The organism is Streptomyces sp. NBC_00341 (genome assembly GCF_041435055.1).
Classification (GTDB): Bacteria; Actinomycetota; Actinomycetes; order Streptomycetales; family Streptomycetaceae; genus Streptomyces.
On record NZ_CP108002.1, the window covers coordinates 4759476 to 4785085 of the forward strand.

Here is a 25610-nt window from a genome sequence, read left to right on the forward strand (position 1 = left end):
GGTGAGCCGCGAAGCGTGGATCATGTTTACCCTGGTCGGCAGGTGATTCGGGAGGCGCGCTATGAGGATCACTCGATCGGGCGTTGCCCACCGCCGCTGCCCCCGCGCAGCAGGCGGCCCAAAACTGAGGCCGACGACTTCCGGATCCTGATCAGGAGCCCTGCTGGCCGATCCGGGCGGAACGGGAGAGGCTCATCCACCCGGCCGGTGGGGCTCGCTGTTCTGCCACCAAGGCAGTGAGTCCGGGATGGCAGGCCCCCCGGGGTAGGTTCACGAAGTGGGGCCGGGGCTGGACGCCAGTGCTGCAGGCACGATCAGACACTCAGTCCTTGAGCTCCGATGCGTGAGCGATGCGTGAGCGGACGCGCTGGCACGATGCGCTCAGATCTGGACCGGACGGCAAGGGCGGGTCTCTGACCAGGAATTTCTGGATCTCCGGAGTGCCCAACGGAAGCCCCGGCAGGAATTGGCCGGGACTTTTAATCCGTTGGTTGTGGGTTCGAGTCCCACACGGCCTACCTCTGGCGGGGCGGGGTTTCCCCCTCTGAACTGCTGCTTAGCGCCTCGACCGGCTTCATCCGGCCGAGGCGCTTCGTCGTGCCGGGCTTTCCGGGGCTCTTGCGTGAGTGATCCGTGAGCGGTCAGTCCGACAGCGGCGCTACGGAGAAGCCTTACGGGCACGGGGGCGGCGGCGGTTCACAGGGACTTCAGAGCGGCTCGTGCCAGGGGAGCGTGCAGCGGGTTGAAGTGCGGGTTGATCGCCAGGGCCTTGGTGAGGTCGTCGCGGGCGGCGTCGGTGTTGCCGAGGGATTGCTGGATCATGCCGCGGTGATAGTGGAAGAGCGCGTTGCGGGTGCCCAGTGCGAGTGCCTTGTCCGAGGCGGTGAGGGCTTCTTCGTCCTGGCCGTTGACGTGGAGGGCCCAGGCGAGGGCGTCCTGGGAGTCGAGGAAGGGCCGGCTCTTCAGGCTCTTGCGTGCGAGGGCGAGGGCTTGTGCGTGGTCTCCGTGGTCGGCTTCGAAGAGGGCGGCGTCGGAGTCGAGTGTGACGCCGTTGGCCGCGAAGAGTCTCTGTTCGGCGCGGAAGATCCCGTACTGCTGATCCGCTTCCTTCGTGCGGCCGAGGGACTGGTGGAGTTCGCCGAGTTGGAGCACGTATTCGGGAAGCGGCAGGCGTTGTCCGGCCCGGGTGAGGTCGGCGACGGCTTCGGTGTTCTTTCCGAGGGCGGCCTCGGCCCTGGCTCTGATCTGGAGCAGGGGGGCGTCTTCGGGGACGGCGCGCAGGCCCTCCTCGGCGTCGGTGAGTGCCTGGTGCGCGTCGCCGTTGTTGAACGCCATTTCGCTGAGGTAGTAGCGGGCGAATGCCTGGTCCGCAGGGCTGCCGGCGCTTTGCAGCGCTCGTTGCATGTCCGTACGCGCGGTCGTGAGGTCGCCCCGCAGCTCTGCGGCGTAGGAGGCGCGGGCCAGGGAGGGTGTACCGGGCTTGAGGTCCACCATCTTCTGCACGGCGTCGGCGGCCTCGGAGTAGCGGCCCAGCTGTGTGTGGGCATCGGCGAGCGTTCCGTAGAGGGTGGCGTTGTACGGGTTGACGGCGATGGCGCGCTCGGCCCAGCCCAGTCCTTGGGCGAAGTTGTGCCGGGCCGCTTCGAGTGCGGCCATGCCGCCCATCGCGGCGAAGTTGTCCGTGCTGTCGAGAGCCAGTGAGCGCTTGAGGACTGCTTCGGCCTTGGGGTAGTACGTCGGGTCGGCGGTGATCTTCGCCTGCTGGACGTAGTTCAGGCCGAGCGTGCCGAGTGCGACCGGGTCACGCGGGTTGCGTCGTGCGCGGTCCTGGAGGGTGGTGATGTCGGCGGTCAGCGGGTCGGCGCCGGCGGCGGGGGATCGGGTCGCGTCGGCGTCGGGGGTGCTCGGGGCGCTTTGTGACGCGGGCCACGGGGCCAGCCCCAGTCCGCCGGCGAGGAAGAGGGCCGCGGCGAGAACGGTGGCCACGGCGGCGGACACCAGGATGCGTCGGTACGTGGGCAGTCGGCGGAGTCGCATGGTCTGTTCCCGCTCTGGAGAGTGTGGCCGAGCCCGATGGCTAGCCGGCAAGGGTGGCGTAGACGACGAGGTTGTCGAGGTACTCGCCCTGGGTCCGGTCGTAGGTTCCGCCGCAGGTGATGAGCCTCAGTGCCGGTGGTCCGGTGGTTGCGTAGACCTGGCTGTCGGGGAAGGCGTCCTTCTCGTAACTCCGCAGCGCCCGGACCGTGAAGGCGAGTTCCGTGTGGTCGTCGCGACGGACGGTTATCCGGTCGCCCGGCCGCAGTGAGGACAGCCCGTAGAAGGCCGCTGGTCCGGTGGCGGAATCGACGTGTCCCACGAAGACCGCCGCACCCGGGTCGCCGGGCCGCGGGCCGTCGCTCCACCACCCGACGTCCGTGGGATCCCCGGGCGCCGCGAGCGTGCCGTCCTGCTGGACGCGGAGGCCGGTGAGTGGCTTGTCGAGGCCGATCGAGGCTATGCGTATGCGCTGGGGCGGTGCCGCGGGCGTGGCTTCGGTGGTGGTGTCGTCCGACCCCGGCTGGTCAGGGACCTCTCCTATGTCGACGTCCCTGACAGCGTGGGTTGTCGGTGCGAGCAGAGCCCAGGTGCCGGCTCCGCCGAGCCCGATCCCCGTGGCGACAGCGACCGCCGCGATGATGCGGCGGCGACGCTTCGGCTGGTGTCCCTGGTCGCGCCGCGGTCGCCCGCTCTCGGATGCCGAGGGCGGGCGACCTGTGGTGGCGGGGCCGGTCATACCTGGTTGGCGCGCCGCCGGCGCAGGGCCAGCGCTCCCGCACAGGCGAGGAGTGCTCCGCCGCCGACCGCGGTGACGGCCACGACGGGGAATCCGTCGCCGAAGGCGGTGCCGCCGAGGCCCGCGCCGACGCCGCCGTCGGGGTGCAGGGAGTCGGCCTGGTTGACCGCCGCGGTGTTGGGCAGCGCGACGTAGGGGAACGAGGCGCCCGGCTGGCGGTAGGGGGTGTCGACCGCGTCGCCCGCTGCGAGGCCGGTCACGATCTTGCCGGTCTGCGCGGCGCCTTCGAGGGCCTGCAGTTCGATGTCGACGACATCGTCGTTCAGCCGGCGGCCGTTGGGGAAGCCGCCCAGGTCCTGGGCGAGGACGCCGAGGCGGTTGGGCTTGGCCGTGACCGGCACGGACATGTTCAGCCGCAGTTCCTCGGCCGGGACGAACGCGGCCTTGTCGACGTCCGCGTTCAGCAGCTGGGAGTTCAGGTCCGCCTTGATCGGTCCGCACGCCTTGCAGACGCCGGTGAGGAAGATCTCGACCAGGTCGTTGCGCGGCGTCGCCGGGGCCGGAATCCCGTAGATGCTCTGGATCAGCTTGGGCACGATCGGGTCCTTGACCTTGTCCACGACCGGCGTGACGGTGTGGTCCAGGTCCGGACTCAGCGCGTTGAAGGCGTCCTTGTACTTCAGCGGGACGACCACCTCGTTGACCAGCGGGTTACCGAGGCGTGAGACCTGACGCCAGTCGGACTCGCCGCCCTTGTCGGGCGCGCCGCCCTTGTCCGGTCCCTTGGCGTCCCCGGCCGAGGACGACTCCCCGCCCTTGCCGCCGGCACCTACCACGGCCGCGCCCTTGCGGTCGGTGGTGGACCAGATGCCGACGACCGGGTTGCGCGTGGCGTCGCCGTTGAGGGCCAGATCCTTCTTCGGTACCTGGAGGGCGATGGTGTTGACGTTGTAACCGGCGAGCGTGTTGTGCCCGGTCTCCTTGAGGTTGCCTCCGTAGAGGAGGTCGAAGATCCGCAGGTCCAGGAAGAACGGATCGGACGCCTGCCCGGCAAACGTCTGACCGCCGTTCGGCAGGTCCAGGACGGCCTGCTTGCGCAGCGAGGCGTAGTCGGGCATGGACGCGACACCCACGTTCGACGGCGCCGCCGGGGCGTCCTTGAGCAGCGTCTTGGTGTTCCCGTGCGCGTCGGTCGCCGTCAGCGTGTACGTCTGACGGAAGTTGAGCGTCGGGTCGTCCAGGGTCTTCACGACACCGGTGTTGTAGAGGAACTGGTTGGCGTCGTCCCGGATGTGGTCGGTGAACGCCCAGGTGTACGTGGTGTCGGGCTTGCCGTCACCGTTCCCGTCGATCTTGATGTTGTAACGGGCGTCGTTGGCGAACGGGTAGAAGTTCGGCCCGCCGTTGGGTTCCTGGAAGGGGATCCAGTTGGCCACCAGCGTGACCGTGTCCGGCTTGTCGGGGCTCGTGAAGGCGTAGACGTCGGTGTTGTCGGCCTTCGGGTCCCCCGATGTCAGCGGAGCCTCGCGGTGGCTGGAGGCGGAGCTGGTGCCGGGCGCCAGGCCGGTGAGCGCCATGGCACTCACCAGGGCGAGGGTGCCGGAGGCTGCGAGGGCCCGTTCGAGGCTGCGAGCCGGGCGTTTGGATCGTGAGGAGCGGCAGGACTGCATGGGCCATCCGTTTCCGGTGAGAGCCGCGGCCTTCCGGAAGGTGAATTCCGGAAGGTGAAGGGAGGCGGCTGGGAGCTGCGCTCGAAGTGCCACCCGGGAGTACGCCGGGCCCGGCCCGGAGGTGAGACCCACGCGGCAAGCGTCACACGGTGTGACTAGGAGCTACGTAAAGGGCACCATGGGTGATGGGTCTCCGCACGACGTAGGGGCCGAACGAGCGCCCCCACAGCGACGCCCCCTGCGTCGGCCCGGAGGGGTTCGCTGAGCCGCGTGGGTGACGAGCCGGCCGGGGCAGTCGGTCACGGATGAGGAACGGGTACCACTGGGGTCCCGCCCGTCAGGCGGTCCACCCACCAGTCTGCAGGCTGCGCCGACCGCCCCGGCGTCCCTCCTGCGTCCCCCGCCGGAGGCGAAACGGATGAACTCCCTGCTCGGAAGCGGCCCTGCGGCGACGACTCGCCGTGCCCTCGCGCGGCGGGCGGCCTTGGTGGCCGCCGCCGTGGCGTGGCTGTTCGCCATGGCCGTGCCTGCGGCCGAGGCGCATCCCCTGGGCAACTTCTCGATCAACGAGTACGCCGGATTCACCCTCCACCCCGACCGCGTCGACGTGCTGGCGGTCACCGATACCGCCGAGATCCCCACCCTCCAGGCCACCCCGGCGATCGACACGGACGGCGACGGCCGGGCGAGCAGCGCCGAACTCACCGCCTGGGCCACCACGCGGTGCGCCGCGACCTCCGCGAAGCTCGCCGTCACCGCCCCGAAGCGCCTGGCCTGGACGACCCGGTCGGCGACCTTCCGCTTCCAGCCCGGCCAGGGCGGTCTGCGCACCAGCCGGCTGGAGTGCCAGCTGCGGTCACCGCTGGACCTGACAGCGGGGCCGGTGACGCTGCGGGTCGACACGGGCGCGGACCGGAGGAGGGTCGGCTGGCACGAGATCACCGCGACCGGAATCGGAACCCGGCTCCAGCAGTCCACCGTGCCGCAGACATCGCCCACCCATGAGCTCCGCAGCTACCCGCGCGATCTTCTCTCCACGCCGCGTGGAGACACCACGGCGCAGTTCACCGCGGGTCAGGGCGGCCGGGCAGCGGGCGCCCCGCCCGCCGGCACTCCGGAGGCGGGACTCGGTGACGGCCTCACCGGCCGCGTCGAAGCCCTGTCGCAGCGCCTCACGTCGATGGCCGGGGTACGCGATCTCACCCTCCCGATCGGCCTGCTGGCCGTGCTGCTCTCCCTCGTTCTGGGCGCGGGTCACGCGCTGCTGCCCGGCCACGGCAAGACGGTGATGGCGGCCTACCTCGCTGGCCGCCGCGGCAGCGTACGGGACGCCGTCACCGTCGGTGCGACCGTGACCGTCACCCACACCGCGGGCGTCATCGTCATCGGCCTCTGCCTCACCACCTTCTCCTCCCTGGCCGGTGACACGGTCCTGAACTGGCTCGGAGTCATCAGCGGCGCACTCGTCGCCCTCGTCGGCGCGACGCTCCTCCGTGACGCCGCCCGCCGCTCCGGCCGCTCCCGCCGCAACGCACCCGCTGCCGCGCACCCGGCCGAAGTGACACCCCTCGCAATGGCCGGGTCCGGTGCGCGTGGCCACGTATCCGAGACCGGCGAGATGCCCCACACGCACGCCCCCGTGGTCCACCCACACGGACCACATGAGCCCCTCCACAGCCACAGCCATAACCACGGACAGCACAACGAAAAGCCCCACAGCCACGGCCTGTTCGGACACAGCCACCACCACGCGCACTCCCACACATCCGCCGAAGACGGCACACAGCCCTTCTCCACGCGCGGACTCATCGGTCTGGGGGTCGCCGGCGGACTGGTACCCAGCCCTTCCGCGCTCGTAGTGCTTCTCGGTGCCATCGCGCTGGGCCGTACCGGCTTCGGCGCGGCGCTCGTCCTCGCCTACGGCATCGGTATGGCGGCCACCCTCACCGCCGTCGGGATCCTCCTCGTCAAGCTCGGCAACCGAGCCGAATCCCTCACCTCCCGCCCGGCGTTCGCACTCATCCGCAGGGTCGCGCCCTACACCGCTCTCCTGACCGCGGCGCTCGTCCTCGTCGTCGGACTCAGTCTGATCGCCCGCAGCCTGCCAATGGCGCTGTAATCAACGGCCATGCACCCGCGCCGTCAACTCCGACCCGGCAGATTCCCGTCCACGCCAACCGTTCAGCGCAGGAGCCGGGTGACCATGGCGGCGTTGGGCGCGGGCAAGGGGATCAGCGGGATCAGCAGGGCGGGCAGGTGTACGTCCTGGGCCGGGGCGGTGGTGTGCACAGCTCGCGGTGGACGGTGATTGTCCCGCCGGGGCCGGTTGCTCCGGGGATGTCGTACGCGGATGACTCGTCGGCGGTCATCGGCAGGTCGCAGCGGTCGCAGATCATCGGGCCTCCCTCGGGGTGGCGACGAGTCGGCAGCGGGCCACCTCTTCGTACGCGGTGTGGCCCGTCCGTCCGGCGTGCTTCAGGGCCCAGTGGTCGGGGTCGATGTGGGAGGGGCTCGGTTCGGACGTCGCGGTGCAGTCGGGTTCGAGGCAGCGGACGACGATGACGGTCTGCGGCAACTCCCCGCGAGGGGCGCCGATCGTCCACTCCACGAACCGCATGACCGAGCGGGGGCTCATCGGCGGGCCTGTCGCCAGGCGCGGCCGAGGCGGGCGGCCGTGGCGCAGGGGGCTCCGGCGCGGCAGGCGGCGCACTGCGTGGTGTGCCCGAGGAACACGCGGTACGCGGCTTCCGAGTCGGCTTCCTCCGTGTCCGGCTTCGGCATTGCGGTCATACCTGGCCCCTTCGGCAGGTGGGGCAGCAGCGGGGAAACCAGTGCACGGACGAGCCGAAGACAGTGAGCGGTCGGGGCCCGAGATCGTGAGCTGCCGTGTTGGTCAGCGGAGCGGCGCACCAGACGCAGTTCGCTCCGCGCTGCTGCGCGTCCGACAGTGTGGCGGGGTCCGGCAGAGGTAATGCGGTGGTCATGGACGCCTCCCCGTTCGCGACCGGTGGATACGGCTGACCGTAGAGGTGGGCCACGCCGGGCGGGGCGGACCTTCTACGAGTTTCTACGCGAGCACGGAACCGGCCTGCGCAATCAGCCGCAAGGCGCCTGGCCCTTGCGCCGCACCCTCACTCAACGCGTCGTGGGCCGCGATGTACTGCGCGATCTCCGACGGCGTCGTGATGGTGACAGCGGCCGTCAGGAGCTCCACCGTCACCTGCTGTGTGTCGAAGATGGTGAAGGTTTCCAACGGCCAGAGCGGGCCGGCCTTCGCGGGGATGACGCCGAGGGTCACGGACGGCAGTGCCGCGGCCTGGAGCAGGTAGCCGAGCTGCTCGGCCATGACGTCCGGACCGCCGATCCGGCGGCGCAGAGCGGCCTCCTCAACAAGAATCGGGAACCGCCGACCGCCGCGCCGGATGATCCGCGACCTTTCCACCCTCGCGTCGGCGGCCGCGGCCGAGTCGTCAGGCACCCTGTTGAACCTGGCGATCTCCGAGAGGAGTGCGGCCGCGTAGGCGCCTGTCTGGAGCATGCCCGGAATGACGCTGGAGCTGTACACCCGCATGACCTTCGTCCGTTCATACAGAGGCTGTCTGGCCTGCTGTACGCCTCGGAGCCCTCCGCGCTGGACCCGGCGCCACTCGGTATACATCTGCTGGGTCTGGCGGGCGGCCGCGATCAGGTCAGCAGCTTCTTCCTCGGCGCCGCAGGCGCGGCACCAGGTAGTGATGTCGTCGTCGGACGGCTGACTTCGGCCGCTCTGTATGCGCGACACCTTGGAGCCCTGCCACCCGGTGAGCACGGCCAGTTGCTGCCCCGTCAGCCCCGCGTCGGAGCGAAGGTCACGCAGACGCGTCGCGACGCGGTCGCGCGCCTCCTGGACACGGGATGACGGGGACGGCATCAGCTGATCGTGAACTCCTGGTGAGGCACGGCCCGGTCCCAGACAGCGCGGAACGCGGCGGCGGTCTGCCCGGCGACGTCGCGCCGTTCATCCAGCTCGTCGTGAAGGTGGGTGCCAGCACCAGCGAAGTGATGCCACCGGATCAGGCGGCCGTCGAACAGCCAGAAGTCATGGGCGGGCAGGAGCATGCCGAGCGCCTGGTTTCGGGGCAGCCAACGGATCTCCTCGCCCGCCGCCAGGTTCCGCTCGGTGCAGGCGTGCTTAAACCGGATGCACTCAGTCGGAGGAGAGGACACCACTCGTGCCCGCTGGATTACGACGCCTCGGGCGACTGCTGCGGCCACGGAGTCATGGAACGAATTCCACCAAGATGCCCGGTCGCTGACGGCCGCCAGCTCACCGGCGCGCCAGGCCTTCAGGTCCTGGTCCTCCTCGTCGGCTGCGTAGACGTCCCGCGTCTCCAGGTGGACGGCAGAGCGGGTGCACTGTGCGAGGAGCTCAGCGAACGGCGGAACGGGCTGCGACATCGAGCGCCTCCTTGAGAGCGTCAGCCATTCGAGCCGGGATCCTGACTACGGATTCGTCCGCCGGAATGGGGCCGGCCTCCAGGCATTTGGCCAGGAGCTGAGCTTCTTGCTTCCACGCCTGGATCACGAACTCCCGCGACGTGTCGTCGAACCAGACGGTGGGGCAGTGGTCGCCGTTCGTTTCCGGGGCCTTTGCGATGAAATGTAAGGTCACGTCAGCCTCCGCCGGGTCGGTATTGCGTGAGTTTCTACGTGACATGGTGCCGTGACCGGGTGAGGCTGAGGGCGGGAACGCACGAAAGCCCCGGCCCGGTCTGCGGCCAGGCCCGGTCGCCTACTCGCCCGTGACGCCGTCGATGGCCTCGCGGAGGAGATCCGCGTGGCCGACGTGGCGGGCGTACTCCTCGATCATGTGCTCCAGGACGAACCGCACATCGGTGTCACCGAACTCCGGGTTCGGAACGATGCGCGCGAGGTCGGCGGTCACCTTCGTGAAGACCTGTCGCGACTCCTCGCACGCCCTGAGGTAGTCCTCGTACACGTCCCTGGCCGGTGTGGCGTCCGACTCGTCGTACCACTCGCCACCGTCGGCGGTGACGTAGGTCCGATAGGGAGGGAAGTGGGGCGTCGTCCCGGCCAAGGCCCGCTGGAACCAGGCACGTTCGGCCCCTTGGAGGTGGCGCATGAGGCCCAGCAGGGTCAACGCGGAGGACCGCACCGGACGTAGCCGCAGTTGTTCGTCCGAGAGGCCCTCGCACTTCCACAGGAAGGTCGCCCGGTGGTAGTCGAGATTCGAGGCGACCACCTCCAGCCACGGGCCCGACAGCGCGCGCTCGGGCCGGACGATCTTCTGGACCACTATGTCGCTCACGCCGGAGGCTCCTCATGGGTCATCAAGCTCGGTCGAGTTCGGTCGTGTCTGGCGAGCACGTCCCCGAGTAAGACCCCGCTTCGTGTCGCAACTCATCGCTCGTCGCGGCCTCGAACGGGGGCAACCCCCCGGCCCCGCCCTGCGGACAGCGCGTAGGCACATCGGGGGGAACGCCGGATGTGCCGGTTCCCGCAGCGCTGGTGGGATGGTCTTCCGCCGCCCGTTCCGGACTGAAAAGGGGTCATCATGTTCGCGTTCCGCAGGTGCCGGCGAGGCAGGCTCGTCCTGACCGGCTCGGCGGCCGTCCTCCTCGCCGTCTCGACCGGGCTGACGGCGGCGGCGAGTGAGCAGCGCGCCGCCCCGCTCCAGCATGCCGACCCGCTCCAGCGCGCCGGCCCGCTCCAACCGGCCGATCCCCTCCAGCGGGAGGTGGACGCGGTCCACGCCTCCGGGGCCGTTGGCGCGATGGCCGAGGTGACGTCACCGGGCGCACACGGCACCGCGCGTGCCGGGACGGCCGCGTCGGGGACCGGGAAGCCGATGCCGCAGGACGGCAGGTTCCGGATCGGCAGCGCCACCAAGACCTTCACGGCCACGGTCGTACTGCAACTCGTCGGCGAGGGGCGGATGTCGCTGGAGGACACCGTCGAGCGCTGGCTGCCGGGCGTGGTGCGGGGCAACGGCAACGACGGCAGCCAGGTCACCGTGCGGCAGCTGCTGCAGCACACCAGCGGCATCCCCGACGTGCTGCCGGAGATAGCGGCGTTGCACAGTGCGGCCGGTTACCGGGCCGAGCGGTTCCGCACCTACACGCCGGAGGAGTTGGTCGGGCTGGCCATGCGGGATTCGCGCAAGTTCCCACCCGGCAGGGACTGGTCGTACTCCAACACCAACTACGTGCTCGCCGCGATGATCGTCCGTGAGGTGACGGGCCACAGCTGGGCGCACGAGCTGAACGACCGCATCATCCGTCCGCTGGGCCTCAGGGGCACCAGTACGCCCGGCCCGTCCCCCTTCATCCCCGGACCGCACGCCCGGAGCTACGCCTCGTACGACACCGACACCGACACCGGCACCGGCACCGGCACCGGCACCGGCACCGGCACCGGCACCGGCACCGGCACCGGCACCGGCACTGATGTCACGGTGCTCAATCCGAGCATGGGCATCGGCTCCGGTTCGGTCATCAGCACCACTCACGACCTGAACCGGTTCTACGCCGCGCTGCTCGGCGGCCGTCTGCTGGCTCCGGCGCAGCTCGACGAGATGACGACCACCGTGGACGCGCCCGAGCTGGGTGTGCGGTACGGGCTCGGCCTGGGCGAGCTCCCGCTGCCCTGCGGCGGCAGCTACTTCGGGCACCCGGGCGAACTGCTCGGCTACCACACCTGGAGCGGCGTCACCCGGGACGGCACCCGGACCGCCGTCGTGTACGTCACCAGTGACGGCGGCCCGCACACGCAGCGGGCCATGAGCACCCTGGTGGAGAAGGAGCTGTGCCGGACCGGGTCCTGAGAATGGACCGGGCGGCCCGTTTCGCTTCCTCTGTGGTTTCCCGGGCTCGGAGTGGGCGAGCCCGGCCGGAGCGGGACCGCCGCACACCCTACCCGTGGGCGATGCCGACTATCTCTCCATCTGAGCCATGGAAATCTATGTCGGCGGGAGTAGACATTGGGCGGTGGCGTGGCTATGGTTTCTCTCGTAGCCAGAGAGACAGCAGGGCCCGGCAGAGACGAACTGCCGGGCAGCGTTATCCGCAGTCGCAGTTCGCAGGACGGTGCGGTGGTGGAGTTCCGAAGCCAGGGTTGTTGCAGGACGGCGACGGGGCTGACGGCCGCACCGGGTGGCCCGCAGTGATCAGGGGCCGCCGCGAGCAGTACCGCAGTTCACGCAGGAGCAGTACTCAGCAGTGAATTCAAGTGAGCAGCACCTCGGTGAAGGCGTCGGCTGCGGACGCGCGCACCGGGAGGTTCGGCAGTGGGGTTCCAAGCCAGGGCAGACGCAGGACGGGCAACGGGGCTGGCTGCCGAAGGGCGGTGCTGTGACAGGCCGCCGAGCCATACGCAAGTCAGCAGTAGGTAAGTGACTGATCCCAGAGGGAAGAGCGGAGGAGCCAGGCGCCATCAGGATCGCCCGGACGGAGTTTTGAGTCCGGGTACCGCAGGACATCGATAGTGAGGTGGTCTCCGGTCAAGCAACCGCGATCCCCGCAGCCCCGACGACTTGAAGGTCGGGCAAGCGGACACAGAAGGCCGGCGCAGTACCGAAGCCGGTAGATGGTGTAGCAGTTCCTTCGGGGCCCGGGTGCCATATGGCACCCGGGCCCCTCCACGCGTTCCGCAGAGAGGTGCAAATGACAGCAGACGACTCTTTCGGCCGTCTCGACGACGACGACTATCCCGCCTACACGATGGGCCGGGCCGCCGAGATGCTCGGTACCACGCAGGGCTTTCTCCGCGCCGTCGGTGAAGCCCGACTCATCACCCCGCTGCGTTCCGAGGGCGGCCACCGCCGTTACTCCCGCTACCAGCTGCGCATCGCCGCCCGAGCCCGGGAGCTCGTCGACCAGGGCACCCCCATCGAGGCCGCCTGCCGCATCGTCATCCTCGAGGACCAGCTCGAAGAGGCCCAGCGCATCAACGCCGAGTACCGCCGCACCACCGCCTCCGACCACCAGGCGACCGCAGGCTGAGGCGGCCCGGCCCCGCCTGTGCCGAGCGCACTGCGGGCCGGGCCCCGGCGCCCGCAACGTGCGGCGCGCCGGGTCAGACGAGGAGCTTCGTCTTCGCCTGCTGGTACTCCTCGTCCGTGATCGCGCCCTTGTCCTTGAGGTCGGCGAGTTTCGCCAGGTCCTGCACGTGGTTGCCCTTCGTCGCGCCGCCGCCCGCGTCCGTTCCCGCGGCGTCTCTCACGTATGCCTTGAAGGCGGCATCCCGTTCCTTCGCCTCTTTCGCGTCACGTGCGCCCATGGACTTGCCGCGGGCGATCACGTAGATCAGGACGCCCACATACGGCAGCACCAGGGCCAGGACCAGCCAGCCCGCCTTGGCCCATCCGCCCAGGTCGTGGCTGCGGAAGATGTCCATGATCACGCGGAAGAGGAGGAACAGCCACATGATCCAGAGGAAGAACCAGAGCATGGTCCAGAAGAGGTTGAGCAAGGGGTAGTCGTCCATCGTCCACTCCAGAGGGCCGCGTCGAATGGGTGAATACGAAATAATTCATACCATCGCATTTCGGACTTCGCGCGGTGGGTTCCGCACACGGTCCCGGCGGGGGAGAGGGGAGTACCGTGGACGTGTCGAGGGAGGCGTGGGCCTCCGGGAGGCGGTTCGCCTCGTGGCTGTGATGACGTGTCCGGGCAAGGATCTGCGGCGGTGTGCGCGTGCGCGCGGCGGATGACTCCGACCGCAGCCCGGTCGGAGCGGTCGGACGGGTCACCGTGCCGATCCCGCCGGACGGGGCGGGCGAAGTGCTGGTCGCCGTACGGGGCGGATCCGAGGCCTACACCGCTTGGTCGTCGACATCGATCGGCAGGGATGTACGCGTCGTGGTCGTCGACGCGGTCTCGGCGCGCACCGTGGTGGTGGAGCGACTGCCGTCCTGACCCGAGAAGTGACGTCTGACAGGAGTCCTCTCATGTTGTTCTGGCACGTTCCCGCCCCCAACGAGGCGATGCTCATATCGGGTTCGAAGCGGCAGACGCAGGACACGCAGTTCCGGATCGTCACCGGCCACGGGAGCTTCGTCCTTCCGGTCAAGCAGAGGGCGCGGATGCTGTCCCTCGCGCTCCGCGAGGCGGAGATCACCGAGGACTGCGTCACCCAGCAGGGCATCCGCCTCACGGTCCGGGCCGTCTCCGTCTTCAAGGTCGGTGACGACGCGGTGTCCATCGCCAACGCCGCGCGGCGCTTCCTGTCCGAGCAGAACCAGATGGAGGAGCTCGTCGGCCGGATCTTCGCCGGGCACCTGCGTTCCATCGTGGGCGGACTGACCGTGGAACAGATCATCCGGGAACGCAGCCGGGTCTCCCAGGAGGTCATCGCCGGCAGCCACGGTGAGATGGAGAAGCTCGGCATCGTCGTGGACGCCCTCCAGATCCAGGAGATCGACGATGCCACCGGGTACATCGACAACCTGGCCGCCCCGCACGCCGCCGCCGTCGCCGGACAGGCCCGGATCGCCCGCGCCAAGGCCGATCAGGAGGCAGCGGAACGCGAGCAGCAGGCCTCCGCGCTCAAGGCCGAGTACGAGCGGGACACCGCGATCAAGAGGGCCGGGTTCCTCGCGGAGACGGAGCAGTACAACGCCCGTGCCGCCCAGGCCGGGCCGCTCGCGCAGGCCAGGGCCTCGCACGAGGTCATCGACGAGCAGACCGCGCTGGCGCAGCGCCAGGCGGGACTGGCCGCCCAGCGCCTGGAGGCGGAGGTCGGGCGCCCGGCGGACGCCGAGGCCTACCGGCAGCGCACGCTGGCCGAGGCCGCCCGTGACCAGGTGAAGTTCCAGGCGGACGGCAGCGCCTACGCCGAACGGACCCTCGCCCAGGCCCAGGCGGACGCCAATACGGCCCGCGCCGTGTCGCTGCGGGAGGGCAACCAGGAGCTCATCGCGGCCAACCGCATCGTGGAGAACCTGCCGGCGCTGGCCGATGCCGCCGCCCGTGGGATGTCGGGCGCCAGCCTCACCGTCCTCAACGGCACCGAGGGCGTCAACGAGATGGCGGCGGGCGTCGTCGGCCAGGGGCTGGCGATCCTTCAGTCGCTCCAGCGCGGTACGGAGGCGGGGGCGGGCCCGGACCGCGGCGATACGGGAAACCGGACCGGGAACGAGGACCAGGGGCAGGACCGGGGCCAGGACCGGACGCCCCGCATCACCGGCGCGGAGTGACGCGGCGGGCTACTTCTCCAGTACGGAGGCGGAGCCGGCGGCAGAGGCAGGTACAGCTGCCTCGGCCGCGTCGGTTGCGTCGGCCGTCCCGACAGGCTCGGCAGGTGTGGCAGTCGTTGACGTCGAGAGCGCGGCAGCTGTCGCCGTCGTCGCCGCCTCCGCGCGTGCGGTCGAGGAGACCTTGCGGTGGTGCGCGAGGATTCCTATGAAACCTGCGAGGAAGCCGCTGACCAGGCCGGATACCGCGTGGTTGACCGCGTTGACGGATTCGCTGTCCGGCATTCCGATGATCGCGTAGTTCACTCCCGCGCTCATCACCGCCCCGATCACTCCGCCGATCACGCCACTGATGACGGCACCGCGCAGCGGTGATGCCGGAGTGGCCGCAGGGGCGGAAGGGGAGGCAGGGACGGGCGTGAGCGGTGCGGTCATCGGCGGAGGCCCTCCAGACAGGCTGCGATGAGAGACCGGGAGCAGCCTGCGGGCACGACGAAACGCGCGCTCCGGGGGCCTGCTCGCACGGGCAGCCCACCGGTCCGGGGGATGCAGCAGATACCTTGCGGCAGAACACGGGTTCCCCGCAACACCTTCTCGATTTCACCACGTTGAGGCTTCCGGCGCGGTCGGTGAGCGACAGTCCGGCCGGTGAGGAGTGCGGAGTGGCCGGCGAGATGCGCGGGGTGGTCATGAGTGCGTCGAACATGCCGTAGAGTTGTGTTTACCGACGCGGGGTGGAGCAGCTCGGTAGCTCGCTGGGCTCATAACCCAGAGGTCGCAGGTTCAAATCCTGTCCCCGCTACTGAAGAATCAGACCCGGCACGCATAGCGCGTGCCGGGTCTGATTCGTTTCCGTACGAGCCGCGCCGCGCGCGTCATCCCATTGGCCGTCGAGCACTCGCCCCGCGACCGTGCTCCGGGAAGTCTGGGAGTGGTGCGCGGTACCGTCCGCGGCCCTGAGCGCACCGGGCAGGAGAGCAAAGGTGGGGAAGCGGGAGCAGCGGCGGGGGACGCGCACCTACGAGGTCCGCAACCGCCGGTTCGTCCGGGTACTGCCCGGGGTGATGCTCATCGGCGGGCTGCTGTTCGACTTCTTCACTCCGCCCGCCTTCACCGCTGTTCCCCTGTTCGCCGCGGCCCCGCTGATCGCCGCACCGTTCTTCTCGCGGGCCGGCACGATCCGGGTCGGGGCCGGTGCGCTGCTGTGCGTGGCCGCGCTGCGGCTCCACAGCGGAACGCTGATCCGGGTCGTGCCGTTCATCGAGCTGCTCACCGTCCTCACCGTCTCGGTCCTCGCGGTCTTCATCAACGGGGTCGTACGGCGCAGCAACGAGCAACTGGCCTCCGCCCGGGTCATCGCGGCGACCGCCATGCGCGCGGTGCTGCCGACGCCGTCCGACCGGATCGGCGGGCTGTACGTGGCCGCGCGGTACGAGGCGGCGCAGGCGGACGAGTTCGTCGGCGGTGACCTGTTCTCGGTCACGGACACCCCGTACGGGGTGCGGCTGGTCGTCGGGGACGTGCGCGGCAAGGGCCTGGACGCGGTGGAGGCGGTGGCGGTGATCATCGGGGCGTTCCGGGAGGCCGCGGAGCAGGAGCGGTCACTGGAGGGGGTGGCCCAGCGCCTCGAGCGTGCGCTGGCGCGGGAATCGAGCAGGCGCGGCGGGCTCGACGCGGTGGAGGGGTTCGTCACCGCCGCGCTGGCGGAGATCCCGCAGGGCTCCGGCCGGGTGCGCGTCGTCAACCGCGGCCATCCCGAACCGCTGCTGCTGCACTCGGACGGGGCGCTGGAGCAGCTGCGGCCCACGCTGCCCGCGCTGCCCCTCGGGATGGATCTGGGCGTGTGGCCGGACCGCGCCGACGAGTGGGAGCTGCCCGCCGGGTCGACGCTGCTCCTCTATACGGACGGCCTCTCCGAGGCCCGCGACGCCGACGGGGTGTTCTACGACCCCGCCGAGCGGCTGCGCGGACGGATCTTCCAGGGGCCGGAGGAGCTGCTGTCGGCGCTGACCGATGACGTCCGGCTGCACACCGGTGGGGTGACGACCGACGACATGGCCCTGGTCGCGGTCGTGCGCCCGACCGAGGGGCAGCCGGACCGGCGTACGACCGTGAAGATCGTGGGCCTGGACGGCGGATCCGGGTGAAGGCGAGGGGCCAAACGCGGGAGAACGCGGATGGATGTGGGGGAGGGCGTGGGCGGATGTGGGGGAGAGGTGCGGCCGATGCCACCGTGCGTAACCGTAAGGAACCCCTCCGCATAACATTTGACGCAACGTCAGAAAACGGCTGACGATTGAGGGGCGATCAACTCGCCCGATTCCACCCGGTTGTGTCCCGTAAAGTCCAGGCCAAGGATCGGAACGATCAGTTGGAACGGCTTGGAATCGGGCCCGTGTGTCTATTAACGTTCGATAACGCAGCGCGGTTGTCCCAGCCGCCGCCCAGTGGCGGCACCGTGCGCGAGCGCCGAATTCCGCAAGGGAACCGGGGAACCACCTACATGGGGTGAATCGGGCATCTCTGTCTCGTTGAGAGGCGGAGGAACCCGTAGGAGACCTTCCTGCTCCGAACCCGTCAGCTAACCCGGTAGGCGAGAAGGAAGGAAAGGAGCGCGCCCCAGTGGCGTCCAACAAGCCTGCCCCCGAAGCCCCCTCCCGGTTCGCACCCGAACACGGAAACGACTTCGGAACCGGGCCCGGTGCCGCTTATGGCGCCAACCACGGAACCGCTTACGGAACCGATCACGGGGCCGACTACGGAACCGTTTACGGAACCGAGCGGGGCGGCGGGTTCGGGAGCGACTTCGGCAGCGGCCTCCGCGCCGACGAGCCCGAATCCGACCGGGCGTGGGAGGAATGGAACCCCACGGAGGAGTCCATCCGCCCCGTGCGCGGCAAGCACCGCGTCGCCAAGCAGCGCAACGGGCTCGCCCGCAGCTCCACCGTTCTCGGCGTCGGTGTCATCGCGGCCGTCGGCGCGGGTGGCATGGCCTCCGCCCAGAGCAAGCCGCCCGTGTCTATCTCTCTTCCCGACGCCATCTCGGACAAACTTCCCGAGGCCAAGTCCCTTCCTGGCGTAGGCGCGTTGTTCTCGGGTGAGTCCGAGGCGGAGAAGACCGAGGTCGCGGCCGCCACCGCCCCGCTGACGACGGCCGGCATCACCACCACAGAGGCCGAGCAGGGCACGACGGACGCGGGCGAGGCGCTCCGCGCCCGCATCCTCCAGCAGGCCGAGCAGCAGCAGGACTCCGCCGACGCCGAGGCCAGGGCGGCCGAGGAGAAGGCCGCGGAGGAGAAGGCCGCCGCAGAGGCGAAGAAGCAGCAGGACGCCGCGGAGGCCAAGGTCGCCGCCGCCAAGAAGAAGGCCGCGGAAGAGGCGAAGAAGAAGGCGGAGGCGGTACGGCTCGCCAAGCTCGCCGCCAGCTACGCCATCCCCACCTCCTCGTACACGATCACCTCGACCTTCGGCGAGGCCGGTTCGATGTGGTCCTCCGGCTACCACACGGGCCTCGACTTCGCGGCGCCGACCGGCACCCCGATCAAGGCCATCCACAGCGCCACCGTCAAGTCCGCAGGCTGGTCCGGCGCGTACGGCTACCGCACGGTCCTGGAGCTCGACGACGGTACGGAGCTGTGGTTCTGCCACCAGTCCTCGATCGGTGTCAGCGTCGGCCAGCAGGTCACCACCGGGGACACCATCGGACGCGTGGGCGCGACCGGCAACGTGACCGGCCCGCACCTCCACCTGGAGGTCCACACCCAGGACGGCACCGGCATCGACCCGATGCCGTGGCTGCGCGCCCGGGGCCTGACGGTCTGAGTGCACCGAACCCCGGCAGTCCTGGCGCTCACCCCCCGACGCCAGGGCTGCCGGTCTTCGTCTGTTCCGGTCGGCCCTGTCGGCCCCGGCCGTGGCGTACGGGGTAGCTGTAGCTGCCATGGAATAGCGCGTGCGGTGCCGTGGGTTGTTCCGCATATGACTTCTCTCCGCAAACTCGGTTCCTCCGACCTCCAGGTCTCCACGCTCTCCCTCGGCGGCAACGTCTTCGGCTGGACCGCCGACGAGGCGCAGTCCTTCGCCGTTCTCGACGCGTACACGGCGGGCGGCGGCAACTTCGTCGACACGGCCGACACGTACTCCTCCTGGATCCCCGGCAACGTGGGCGGCGAGTCGGAGACCCTCATCGGCAAGTGGTTCGCGGCGCGGGGCAACCGCTCCGACGTCGTCCTGGCCACCAAGGTCGGCTCCCACCCCCAGTTCAAGGGGCTCGCCGCCGCCACCATCAAGGCCGGGGCGGAGGAGTCGCTGCGCCGGCTCGGCACGGACTACATCGACCTCTACTACACGCACCACGACGACGAGACCGTCCCCGTCGAGGAGATCATCACCGCCCTCGACCAGTTGGTGAAGGAGGGCAAGGTCCGCGAGATCGCCGCCTCCAACATCAGCCCGGCGCGGCTCCGCGCCTCGCTGGACTTCTCCGAGCGCGAGGGCCTGGCCCGTTACGTGGCGCTCCAGCCGCACTACAACCTCGTCTCGCGCGACACCTACGAGGGCGAGCTCCAGGACCTGAGCGCAGAGGCCGGGCTCGCCGCCGTCCCGTACTTCGCCCTCGCCTCCGGATTCCTGACCGGCAAGTACCGCGCGGGCACGACCGTGGACAGTGCCCGCGCCGGTGGCGCCGCCCAGCACCTGGAGACGGAGCGCGGCCAGAAGGTCCTCACCGCGCTCGACGCGATCGCGCAGGAGCGGGACGCCGAGATCGCCACGGTGGCGCTGGCCTGGCTGGCCTCCCGGCCGACCGTGGTCTCGCCGATCGCCTCCGCCCGTACGGTCGAACAGCTTCCCGCGCTGCTGGCCGTCGACGATCTGCGCCTGACGGACCAGGAACTGACCGCGCTCACCGAGGCGTCCGCCTAGGACGAGGACTGCGGCCCGCCGCCGTACGGCTGTTGTCCGTACGGCTGTTGTCCGTACGGCTGTTGTCCGTACGGCGGCGGGTTGTAGGGCTGCTGGCTGTAGGGCTGGGGGTTGTAGGGCTGTTCCCCGTACGGGTATGCGGGGTAGGGCTGTTGGCCGTACGGGGCCGGGCCCTGGTGCGGGGCGGGGCTGCCGTACGGCTGGTACGGGCCGTACCCCGGGTACGCGTCCGGCCCGGTACCGTACGGCCCGTGCGCCGGGCGCACGTGCCGGGGGCGCAGGCGGCCCGTCGCCTGCGCCGCGTACGCGAGGGCGGGTCCGGCGACCTCGCGGCGCTGCCACAGGTGGTGCAGCAGCTCCAGCTCGCGTTCGGCCAGGTCCGGGCCGGCCGTGCCGCGGCGGGCCTGTCGGCGCAGAAACGCGAGTGACGTCGCGAACGACTCGTACTCGGCGACCGCGCGCGCCGCCGCTTTCCCCCGGGCCTTGGCCTCGGCCTTCGCCTGGGCGCCGGCCACGCCGCTGACCTGAGCGGTGATCTGTGCGGCGACCGGGGCCGGTACGTAGCCCTGGAGGCCGTACGGGCTGTACGGGCCGCTCCCCGCCGGCACCGCCTGCCACCGGCGTGCCGTGTCCCTGGCCATGCCGCGGGCCCGCATCGACGAGAGGGCGAGCGGCTCGGTGGGGGAGAGCCAGCCGGCCGCGGCGTAGGCGGGCAGCTCGATGGCCAGGGTGCGCAGCTCGCGCAGCCGGGACCAGATCGCCAGCCAGGTCACCAGACCGAAGGCGGGCATCATGAACACGCCGTACACCACGTAGAAGCCGTACGGGCCGAACGTCGCGGAGCCGTTCCACAGGGCGTGCATGCCCATCGCGAGGACCAGGCCGAGGAACGGCAGCGCGATGCGGCGGAACCGCTGGTGGCGTGCGCTGCTCGCGGCGATCCCGAAGCCGATGCCGGTCATGACGGTGAAGAGCGGATGCGCGAACGGCGACATCACCGCCCGGACGAAGAACGTCGCGACGGTCACGGAGGCGAACCCCGAGCCCATCTGCTGGTCCTCGCCGAAGGCGTTGCCCAGATAGAGGATGTTCTCGGTGAAGGCGAAGCCCGTCGCGGCGAATCCGGCGACGACCAGGCCGTCGACGATTCCGTTGAAGTCCCGTCTTCGGAACAGGAAGAGGAGCAGTACGGCCGCGCCCTTGGCGCTCTCCTCGACGACGGGCGCTATGACGGTGGCACCCAGCGTGTCCGCGCTGCCCGGGTCGGCGGTGGCCGTGGCGATCCACTGGGTCGCGAAGGAGTTCGCGAGGATCGCGACGAGCGCGGCCGCGCAGGCACCCCAGGCGAAGGCGAACAGCATGTTGCGCCACGGGCCCGGCTCCACCCGGTCCAGCCAGCGGAACGCCGTCATCAGCAGCGGGACCGGCAGCACCGCGAGCCCCAGCCCGACGAGGAACCCCTGAGTGCCCGTCTGGTCCCGGACCAGCGCGAGGATCACCAGGCCGCAGAGGGCCAGCACGGTGAAGACGGCGACGACGCGGAGCGTCCTGCTCCGCCACAACATGCCGACGCGGCGCGGCCGGTAACGCCACTGGCCCCGCTCCGGCACGGCAGCCAGGATCTCGCCGACCCGCTGCTCCTCGAGCACCGGGACGGCCGGCTGCGACTGCCGCTGCTGCGGAACAGAACCGTCGGACACCCCATGACCCTAACGAGGAGGACTGACAACGGCCATGGCGTATCCGCCTCGCGGAAGCGGCCGGCGCGGGGTGACCGGGGCCCTGGAGGAAGGGATCAGCAGCGGGCGAAGAGCAGATCGTGCACGACATGGCCCTTGTCCAGGCCCTGTCCCTCGAACCGGGTCAGTGGCCGGAACTCGGGCCGTGGCGCGTAACCGCCGTCCGCCGCCGTGTTCTCGAAGCGGGGGTGCGCGGTGAGCACCTCCAGCATCTGCTCGGCGTACGGCTCCCAGTCGGTCGCGCAGTGCAGGACCGCTCCGGGCTTGAGTCGCTGTGCCACCAGGTCGAGGAACTCCGGCTGGATCAGCCGGCGCTTGTGGTGGCGGGACTTGGGCCACGGGTCGGGGAAGTAGACCCGGAGCCCGTCCAGCGAGTCCGGCGTCAGCATCTCCCGCAGCAGGATGATCGCGTCACCGTTGGCGACCCGGATGTTGGACATGCCGTTCCGGTCCGCGAGACGGAGCAGATTGCCCTGGCCCGGGGTGTGCACGTCGACGGCGAGGATGCCGGTGCCCGGATCGTCGGCGGCCATCTGCGCGGTGGCCTCGCCCATTCCGAAGCCGATCTCCAGGACCACCGGCAGTCCGTCGAACAGCTCGGGCAGATCGAGGACGCGCAGTCCGTCGATGTCCAGGCCCCACTTCGGCCAGAGCCGCTCCAGGGCGTCCTGCTGGCCGGGCGAGACCCGGCTGCGGCGCGGCTGGAAACTGCGGATCCGGCGCTCGTGGTGCGAACCTGCGGGATCGGCCGCCGGGCCGCCGGGGAAGCGGGGCGCCTGACGCAGTCGGCGCTGGCGGTCCAGGGCCGCCGCGCGCAGCTCGTCCGGGATTCCGGCGGTGGCGGATGCGCCGGTCGCGGTCGCCGTCGGCTCCGTTCCGGTCGCGTCCGCTGTCGGTTCGGCTCCGGGCGCGGCGCCGCCGGGCGTCGTGGGGGAGGGGTTCATGGGCTCAGACACAATGCCCTGATTCTACGGCGGGCGGCTTCCACCCCGTCCCCTGTGCCCGTAGGAGCGCCCTGCGCGCCACCTCGCGTCCGATGGGCAGCGACGCCGTGGCGGCGGGCGACGGCGCGTTCAGCACGTGCACGGTGTGCGGGGCCTCGCGGATCAGGAAGTCGTCCACCAGGGTGCCGTCCCTGAGGACCGCCTGGGCCCTGACCCCGGCCGGGGCGGGCCGCAGATCGGCCTCCGTGACCTCGGGCAGCAGCCGCCGCACCGCCGTCGTGAAGGCGTGCTTCGACAGCGAGCGGTGCACCTCGCCCGCCCCGTACCGCCAGTGTCTGCGCGCTATCCGCCAGGAGCCGGGCCAGCTCAGCGTGTCCATCAGCTCGCGGGGGCGCACGACCGGCCAGCCGTAGCCCTCGCGGGCCAGCGCGGGCACCGCGTTCGGCCCGACGTGCACACCGCCGTCGTGGCCGCGGGTGAGGTGCACGCCGAGGAACGGGAACGCCGGGTCCGGCACCGGATAGACCAGGCCGCGCACCAGATCGGGCCGGGCCAGCTCGTAGTACTCCCCCCGGAACGGCACGATCCGCATCCCCGGCTCGTCGCCCGCCAGCCGGGCCACCCGGTCGCAGTGCAGCCCCGCGCAGTTGACCAGCACCCGGGCCCGCACCACCAGGCCGTCCGCCGTCCGCACCGCGACGCCCCACGGCCGCCGGTCGATGGCGGTCACCTCTGCGCCGAACCTGATCAGCCCGCCACCGGCCCGCACCTCGGTGGCGAACCGCTCGGTGACCGCCGCGAAATCGCACACCCCCGTCGTGCCCACCCGGATCGCGGCGAGACCGCGCACCCGGGGTTCGTACTCCGCGATCTGCGCAGGACCCAGCTCGGCCACCGGCAGCCCGTGCTCGCGGCCGCGCTGCACCAGCGCGTGCAGCCGGGGCAGCTCGGAGCGCCCGGTCGCCACGATCAGCTTGCCGGTCACCGCGTGCGCGATGCCGTGCTCCCGGCAGAAGTCGACCATCTCGGCGCCGCCGCCCAGCGCGTACCGCGCCTTGAGCGAACCCGGGCGGTAGTAGATGCCGCTGTGGATCACCCCGCTGTTGCGGCCCGTCTGGTGGCGCGCCGGGCCGCGCTCCTTCTCCAGCACGGTCACCCTGGTGCCCGGAGCGCTCCGCGTGATCGCATACGCGGTCGACAGACCGACGATCCCGCCGCCGATCACCAGCACATCGCAGTCGTACGCCGCGTGCGTCATCATCACGCCACCTCCCACCCCGATAGTGCACTGACCCACTGACAACGCACTCAAACCTGAGAGGGCCAGCGTGGCGCCCGCGATCCCGGCGGCGCGGGGCGCCGGACGGGGCGCCCGACCGGGGTGACCGGTCCGGCGGCGCCCCGGCCGCGCGCTCCGGTCAGGCCGGTGCGACCAGCAGCGGGCGGGCGCGTTCCCGCAGCTCCGCGACGCGCGGCTCGTCCCCGTAGGGCTCCAGCCGGTGCAGCAGGTCGCGCACGTACTCGGTGGTCCGCGCCGACGAGATGCGGCCCGCCACCTCCACGGCGCGGGTTCCCGCCGCGCAGGCGGCGTCCAGATTCCCCGATTCCAGTTCCGCGACGGCCGACACCACGAGGCGCAGCCCGTGCGAGCGGACGAACTCCTCGGTCGGTCTGGACAGCGCCTGCTCGGTGAACCTCCGGACCTGCCGGGGCGCCTTCAGGTCGAGGTGGCACTCCGCCGCGTCGGCCGCGAACCTGTCGTACGAGTAGAAGCCCAGCCACGACGGGTCCGCGTCCCCGTCCCGGGAGCGCTCCAGCCACCCCTCGGCGGCCTTCAGAGCGGCCCCCGCGGCCGGTGCGTCGCTCGCCTTCGCATGGGCCCGCGCCTCCACGAGGCGGAAGAAGCTCATGGTGCGTGCCGTCGCGAGCCCGCGGTTGCGCTCCACGGCCGCCTGGGCGAGGTCGACCCCCTCGTCGGCGAAGCCGCGATAGGTCGCCTGGAGCGACATGGAGGCCAGGACGTAGCCGCCGAGCGGTACGTCGGCCGCGGCGCGCGCCAGGCGCAGCGCCTGGATGTAGTACCGCTGCGCGGCCTCCTGCTGGCCGGTGTCGAAGGCCATCCAGCCGGCGAGTCTGGTCAGTTCGGCCGCGGCTCCGAAGAGCGCCCGGCCCACCTCGTCGCTGTACGAACCCAGCAGCAGGGGTGCGGCGTCGACCCGTAAGCACTCCGGGACCATGGACGAACGCCAGTCCCCGCCGCCGTACTTCGAGTCCCAGCGCCGTGCGTCCTGGGCGGCTTCGCGCAGCTTGGACACATCGCTGTGGCCGACCCGCAGCGGCGAGACACCGTGCGCGGAATCCGGACCCGGCTGGGCCGGAATCGACACGCTGTGCCCGTGCACCGGCGGCGAACCGTGCCCGTGCGCCGGCGGCGCCCCCGCCTGACCCGGTACGAGCGGTGTACGGGACAGGAGGTGCTGCCCGGACACGCCGGGCGGCGCCGGGGCCCCCGGTGCACCCTGCGCCCCCACTGCGCCCCGTGCGCCCTGTGTGCCGAGCACCGCCGCCTCCGCGGCGGCCGACGCGCGGGCGACCGACGGATCGGCGGGGGATATCAGCCAGCGGGACGCGGGAGTGGCGTACGCACTCACCGAGAACGAACCCGCGAGCGACTGCCAGATGCCGCCGCTGCCGGCCCGGCGCCCGGCCAGATCCAGCCGGTACAGCTCGGTCGCGGAGCGCACCGCCTCACCCACATCGCGCGGGAACGTCAGACCGACCTCCGGCGCGGGATCGGCGTCGGCGAGCCCGATCTCGTGCAGCGGGACCGGCCGGCCGAGCTTGGCCCCGATCGCCGCCGCGATGAGATGGGGCGCGGCGCCCTGCGGCACCATGCCCTTGGAGACCCATCTGGCCACCGAGGTCTTGTCGTACCGAAGTGTCAGTCCGCGCTGCGCCCCGAGGTCGTTGACCCGCCGGGCGAGCCCGGCGTTGCTGATTCCCGCGAGGGCGAGAACGGTTCCGAGCTTGTCGTTCGGTCCGCGTTGCTCCCTGGACATGCGCCACCCCTCGACACACAGACGGCAGCCGCGACACCGTTGAGGCGCGCGGCATTCGTACCGTGTTCTCCCCAGGGACGAACCCTCGCACTCCGACCGCACACGCATTTGGCCGAGCCCCGAGGAATATGCCGCTCTGCTGAGAACATCAGTAAACCCAGCGTAGTTCGCCGCATCCCTACCGTTAAGGGGCGGACGTCCGTATGGCGGGATTGTTGTCCGCCCGGAGCCTTCGGGTGGCGAAGCGCGTCGAGCGGCGGCCGGCGGCCGCCAACGACGGCGAACAGAGGCGAACAGCGGTGAGCTATCG

General features: G+C 70.8%; 23 protein-coding genes, 1 tRNA gene and 1 riboswitch. Of the genes, 9 read left to right on the top strand and 15 right to left on the bottom strand.

Annotated elements, in window-relative coordinates:
• Positions 1-696: 696 nt before the first annotated feature.
• From OG892_RS21330 to OG892_RS21340, 3 genes are read right to left on the bottom strand one after another with little or no spacing between them, the layout of a single operon-like run.
• Positions 697-2037 (bottom strand): tetratricopeptide repeat protein, encoded by a 1341-nt coding sequence (locus OG892_RS21330; RefSeq protein ID WP_371629984.1) that lies wholly within the window; start codon positions 2035-2037, stop codon positions 697-699.
• A 40-nt stretch (positions 2038-2077) separates the two neighbouring features.
• The gene (locus OG892_RS21335; protein ID WP_073736502.1) at positions 2078-2773 is read right to left on the bottom strand and encodes a class F sortase; all 696 of its coding nucleotides are present in this window, start codon (positions 2771-2773) and stop codon (positions 2078-2080) included.
• Positions 2770-4443, bottom strand: a complete 1674-nt coding sequence (locus tag OG892_RS21340; protein WP_328866145.1) for a DUF4331 domain-containing protein — start codon at positions 4441-4443, stop codon at positions 2770-2772. Before OG892_RS21340 ends, OG892_RS21335 begins: the two co-directional genes overlap by 4 nt.
• A 418-nt stretch (positions 4444-4861) precedes the next feature.
• Between OG892_RS21340 and OG892_RS21345 the strand changes: the two genes are divergently transcribed.
• Positions 4862-6562 (top strand): nickel/cobalt transporter, encoded by a 1701-nt coding sequence (locus OG892_RS21345; protein ID WP_371629985.1) that lies wholly within the window; start codon positions 4862-4864, stop codon positions 6560-6562.
• A 273-nt stretch (positions 6563-6835) separates the two neighbouring features.
• Here OG892_RS21345 and OG892_RS21350 read toward each other — a convergent pair whose 3' ends face one another.
• From OG892_RS21350 to OG892_RS21375, 6 genes are all read right to left on the bottom strand, one after another.
• On the bottom strand, positions 6836-7078 hold the full coding sequence (locus OG892_RS21350) for a hypothetical protein (RefSeq protein ID WP_371629986.1): 243 nt from the start codon (positions 7076-7078) through the stop codon (positions 6836-6838).
• Entirely contained in the window at positions 7075-7233 is a 159-nt protein-coding gene (locus tag OG892_RS21355) for a hypothetical protein (RefSeq protein ID WP_328866142.1), read from the bottom strand. The genes OG892_RS21350 and OG892_RS21355 overlap by 4 nt, the downstream gene beginning before the upstream one ends.
• Before the next feature lie 277 nt (positions 7234-7510).
• Entirely contained in the window at positions 7511-8353 is an 843-nt protein-coding gene (locus tag OG892_RS21360) for a helix-turn-helix domain-containing protein (RefSeq protein ID WP_371629987.1), read from the bottom strand.
• Complete coding sequence (locus tag OG892_RS21365) at positions 8353-8880, bottom strand: DUF6879 family protein (protein WP_371629988.1); 528 nt, start codon at positions 8878-8880, stop codon at positions 8353-8355. Before OG892_RS21365 ends, OG892_RS21360 begins: the two co-directional genes overlap by 1 nt.
• Complete coding sequence (locus tag OG892_RS21370; RefSeq protein ID WP_371629989.1) at positions 8852-9094, bottom strand: hypothetical protein; 243 nt, start codon at positions 9092-9094, stop codon at positions 8852-8854. The genes OG892_RS21365 and OG892_RS21370 overlap by 29 nt, the downstream gene beginning before the upstream one ends.
• A 120-nt stretch (positions 9095-9214) precedes the next feature.
• Positions 9215-9751, bottom strand: coding sequence for a DinB family protein (locus OG892_RS21375; RefSeq protein ID WP_328866141.1), 537 nt, complete (start codon positions 9749-9751; stop codon positions 9215-9217).
• Between the two features lie 246 nt (positions 9752-9997).
• Here OG892_RS21375 and OG892_RS21380 point away from each other — a divergent pair, with 246 nt between their 5' ends.
• Positions 9998-11266 carry a serine hydrolase domain-containing protein gene (locus tag OG892_RS21380; RefSeq protein ID WP_371629990.1) on the top strand — a complete coding sequence of 423 codons (1269 nt, stop codon included), beginning with the start codon at positions 9998-10000 and terminating at the stop codon, positions 11264-11266.
• 838 nt (positions 11267-12104) lie between these two features.
• Entirely contained in the window at positions 12105-12443 is a 339-nt protein-coding gene (locus OG892_RS21385) for a MerR family transcriptional regulator (RefSeq protein ID WP_328696183.1), read from the top strand.
• A 73-nt stretch (positions 12444-12516) separates the two neighbouring features.
• Here the strand turns inward: OG892_RS21385 and OG892_RS21390 are convergent, their stop codons facing one another.
• Positions 12517-12927 (bottom strand): SHOCT domain-containing protein, encoded by a 411-nt coding sequence (locus OG892_RS21390; protein WP_328866139.1) that lies wholly within the window; start codon positions 12925-12927, stop codon positions 12517-12519.
• A gap of 203 nt (positions 12928-13130) precedes the next feature.
• Here OG892_RS21390 and OG892_RS21395 point away from each other — a divergent pair, with 203 nt between their 5' ends.
• Both OG892_RS21395 and OG892_RS21400 read left to right on the top strand, forming a co-directional pair.
• The gene (locus tag OG892_RS21395) at positions 13131-13358 is read left to right on the top strand and encodes a hypothetical protein (RefSeq protein ID WP_242436733.1); all 228 of its coding nucleotides are present in this window, start codon (positions 13131-13133) and stop codon (positions 13356-13358) included.
• A 32-nt stretch (positions 13359-13390) separates the two neighbouring features.
• Positions 13391-14638 (top strand): flotillin family protein, encoded by a 1248-nt coding sequence (locus tag OG892_RS21400; RefSeq protein ID WP_073736512.1) that lies wholly within the window; start codon positions 13391-13393, stop codon positions 14636-14638.
• Between the two features lie 9 nt (positions 14639-14647).
• Here OG892_RS21400 and OG892_RS21405 read toward each other — a convergent pair whose 3' ends face one another.
• Positions 14648-15070 carry a hypothetical protein gene (locus OG892_RS21405; protein WP_371629991.1) on the bottom strand — a complete coding sequence of 141 codons (423 nt, stop codon included), beginning with the start codon at positions 15068-15070 and terminating at the stop codon, positions 14648-14650.
• A 293-nt stretch (positions 15071-15363) separates the two neighbouring features.
• Here OG892_RS21405 and OG892_RS21410 point away from each other — a divergent pair.
• From OG892_RS21410 to OG892_RS21425, 4 genes are all read left to right on the top strand, one after another.
• A tRNA-Met gene (locus tag OG892_RS21410) sits at positions 15364-15437 on the top strand.
• A 181-nt stretch (positions 15438-15618) separates the two neighbouring features.
• Positions 15619-16782 carry a PP2C family protein-serine/threonine phosphatase gene (locus OG892_RS21415; protein ID WP_371629992.1) on the top strand — a complete coding sequence of 388 codons (1164 nt, stop codon included), beginning with the start codon at positions 15619-15621 and terminating at the stop codon, positions 16780-16782.
• A 310-nt stretch (positions 16783-17092) separates the two neighbouring features.
• Positions 17093-17246: riboswitch (cyclic di-AMP (ydaO/yuaA leader) on the top strand.
• A gap of 11 nt (positions 17247-17257) precedes the next feature.
• Entirely contained in the window at positions 17258-18457 is a 1200-nt protein-coding gene (locus OG892_RS21420; RefSeq protein WP_371629993.1) for a M23 family metallopeptidase, read from the top strand.
• 156 nt (positions 18458-18613) lie between these two features.
• A complete protein-coding gene (locus tag OG892_RS21425) occupies positions 18614-19558 on the top strand; it encodes an aldo/keto reductase (RefSeq protein WP_328866135.1) in 945 nt (314 codons plus the stop codon).
• Here the strand turns inward: OG892_RS21425 and OG892_RS21430 are convergent.
• From OG892_RS21430 to OG892_RS21445, 4 genes are all read right to left on the bottom strand, one after another.
• Entirely contained in the window at positions 19555-21258 is a 1704-nt protein-coding gene (locus OG892_RS21430) for a PrsW family glutamic-type intramembrane protease (protein WP_371629994.1), read from the bottom strand. The genes OG892_RS21425 and OG892_RS21430 overlap by 4 nt on opposite strands.
• Before the next feature lie 95 nt (positions 21259-21353).
• A complete protein-coding gene (trmB, locus tag OG892_RS21435; RefSeq protein WP_073736517.1) occupies positions 21354-22241 on the bottom strand; it encodes a tRNA (guanosine(46)-N7)-methyltransferase TrmB in 888 nt (295 codons plus the stop codon).
• A gap of 4 nt (positions 22242-22245) precedes the next feature.
• Positions 22246-23502: an L-2-hydroxyglutarate oxidase gene (lhgO, locus tag OG892_RS21440; protein ID WP_073736518.1), complete on the bottom strand. Its 1257-nt coding sequence runs from the start codon at positions 23500-23502 to the stop codon at positions 22246-22248.
• A 157-nt stretch (positions 23503-23659) separates the two neighbouring features.
• Positions 23660-25300: a sporulation protein gene (locus tag OG892_RS21445; protein ID WP_073736519.1), complete on the bottom strand. Its 1641-nt coding sequence runs from the start codon at positions 25298-25300 to the stop codon at positions 23660-23662.
• Between the last annotated feature and the right edge of the window lie 310 nt (positions 25301-25610).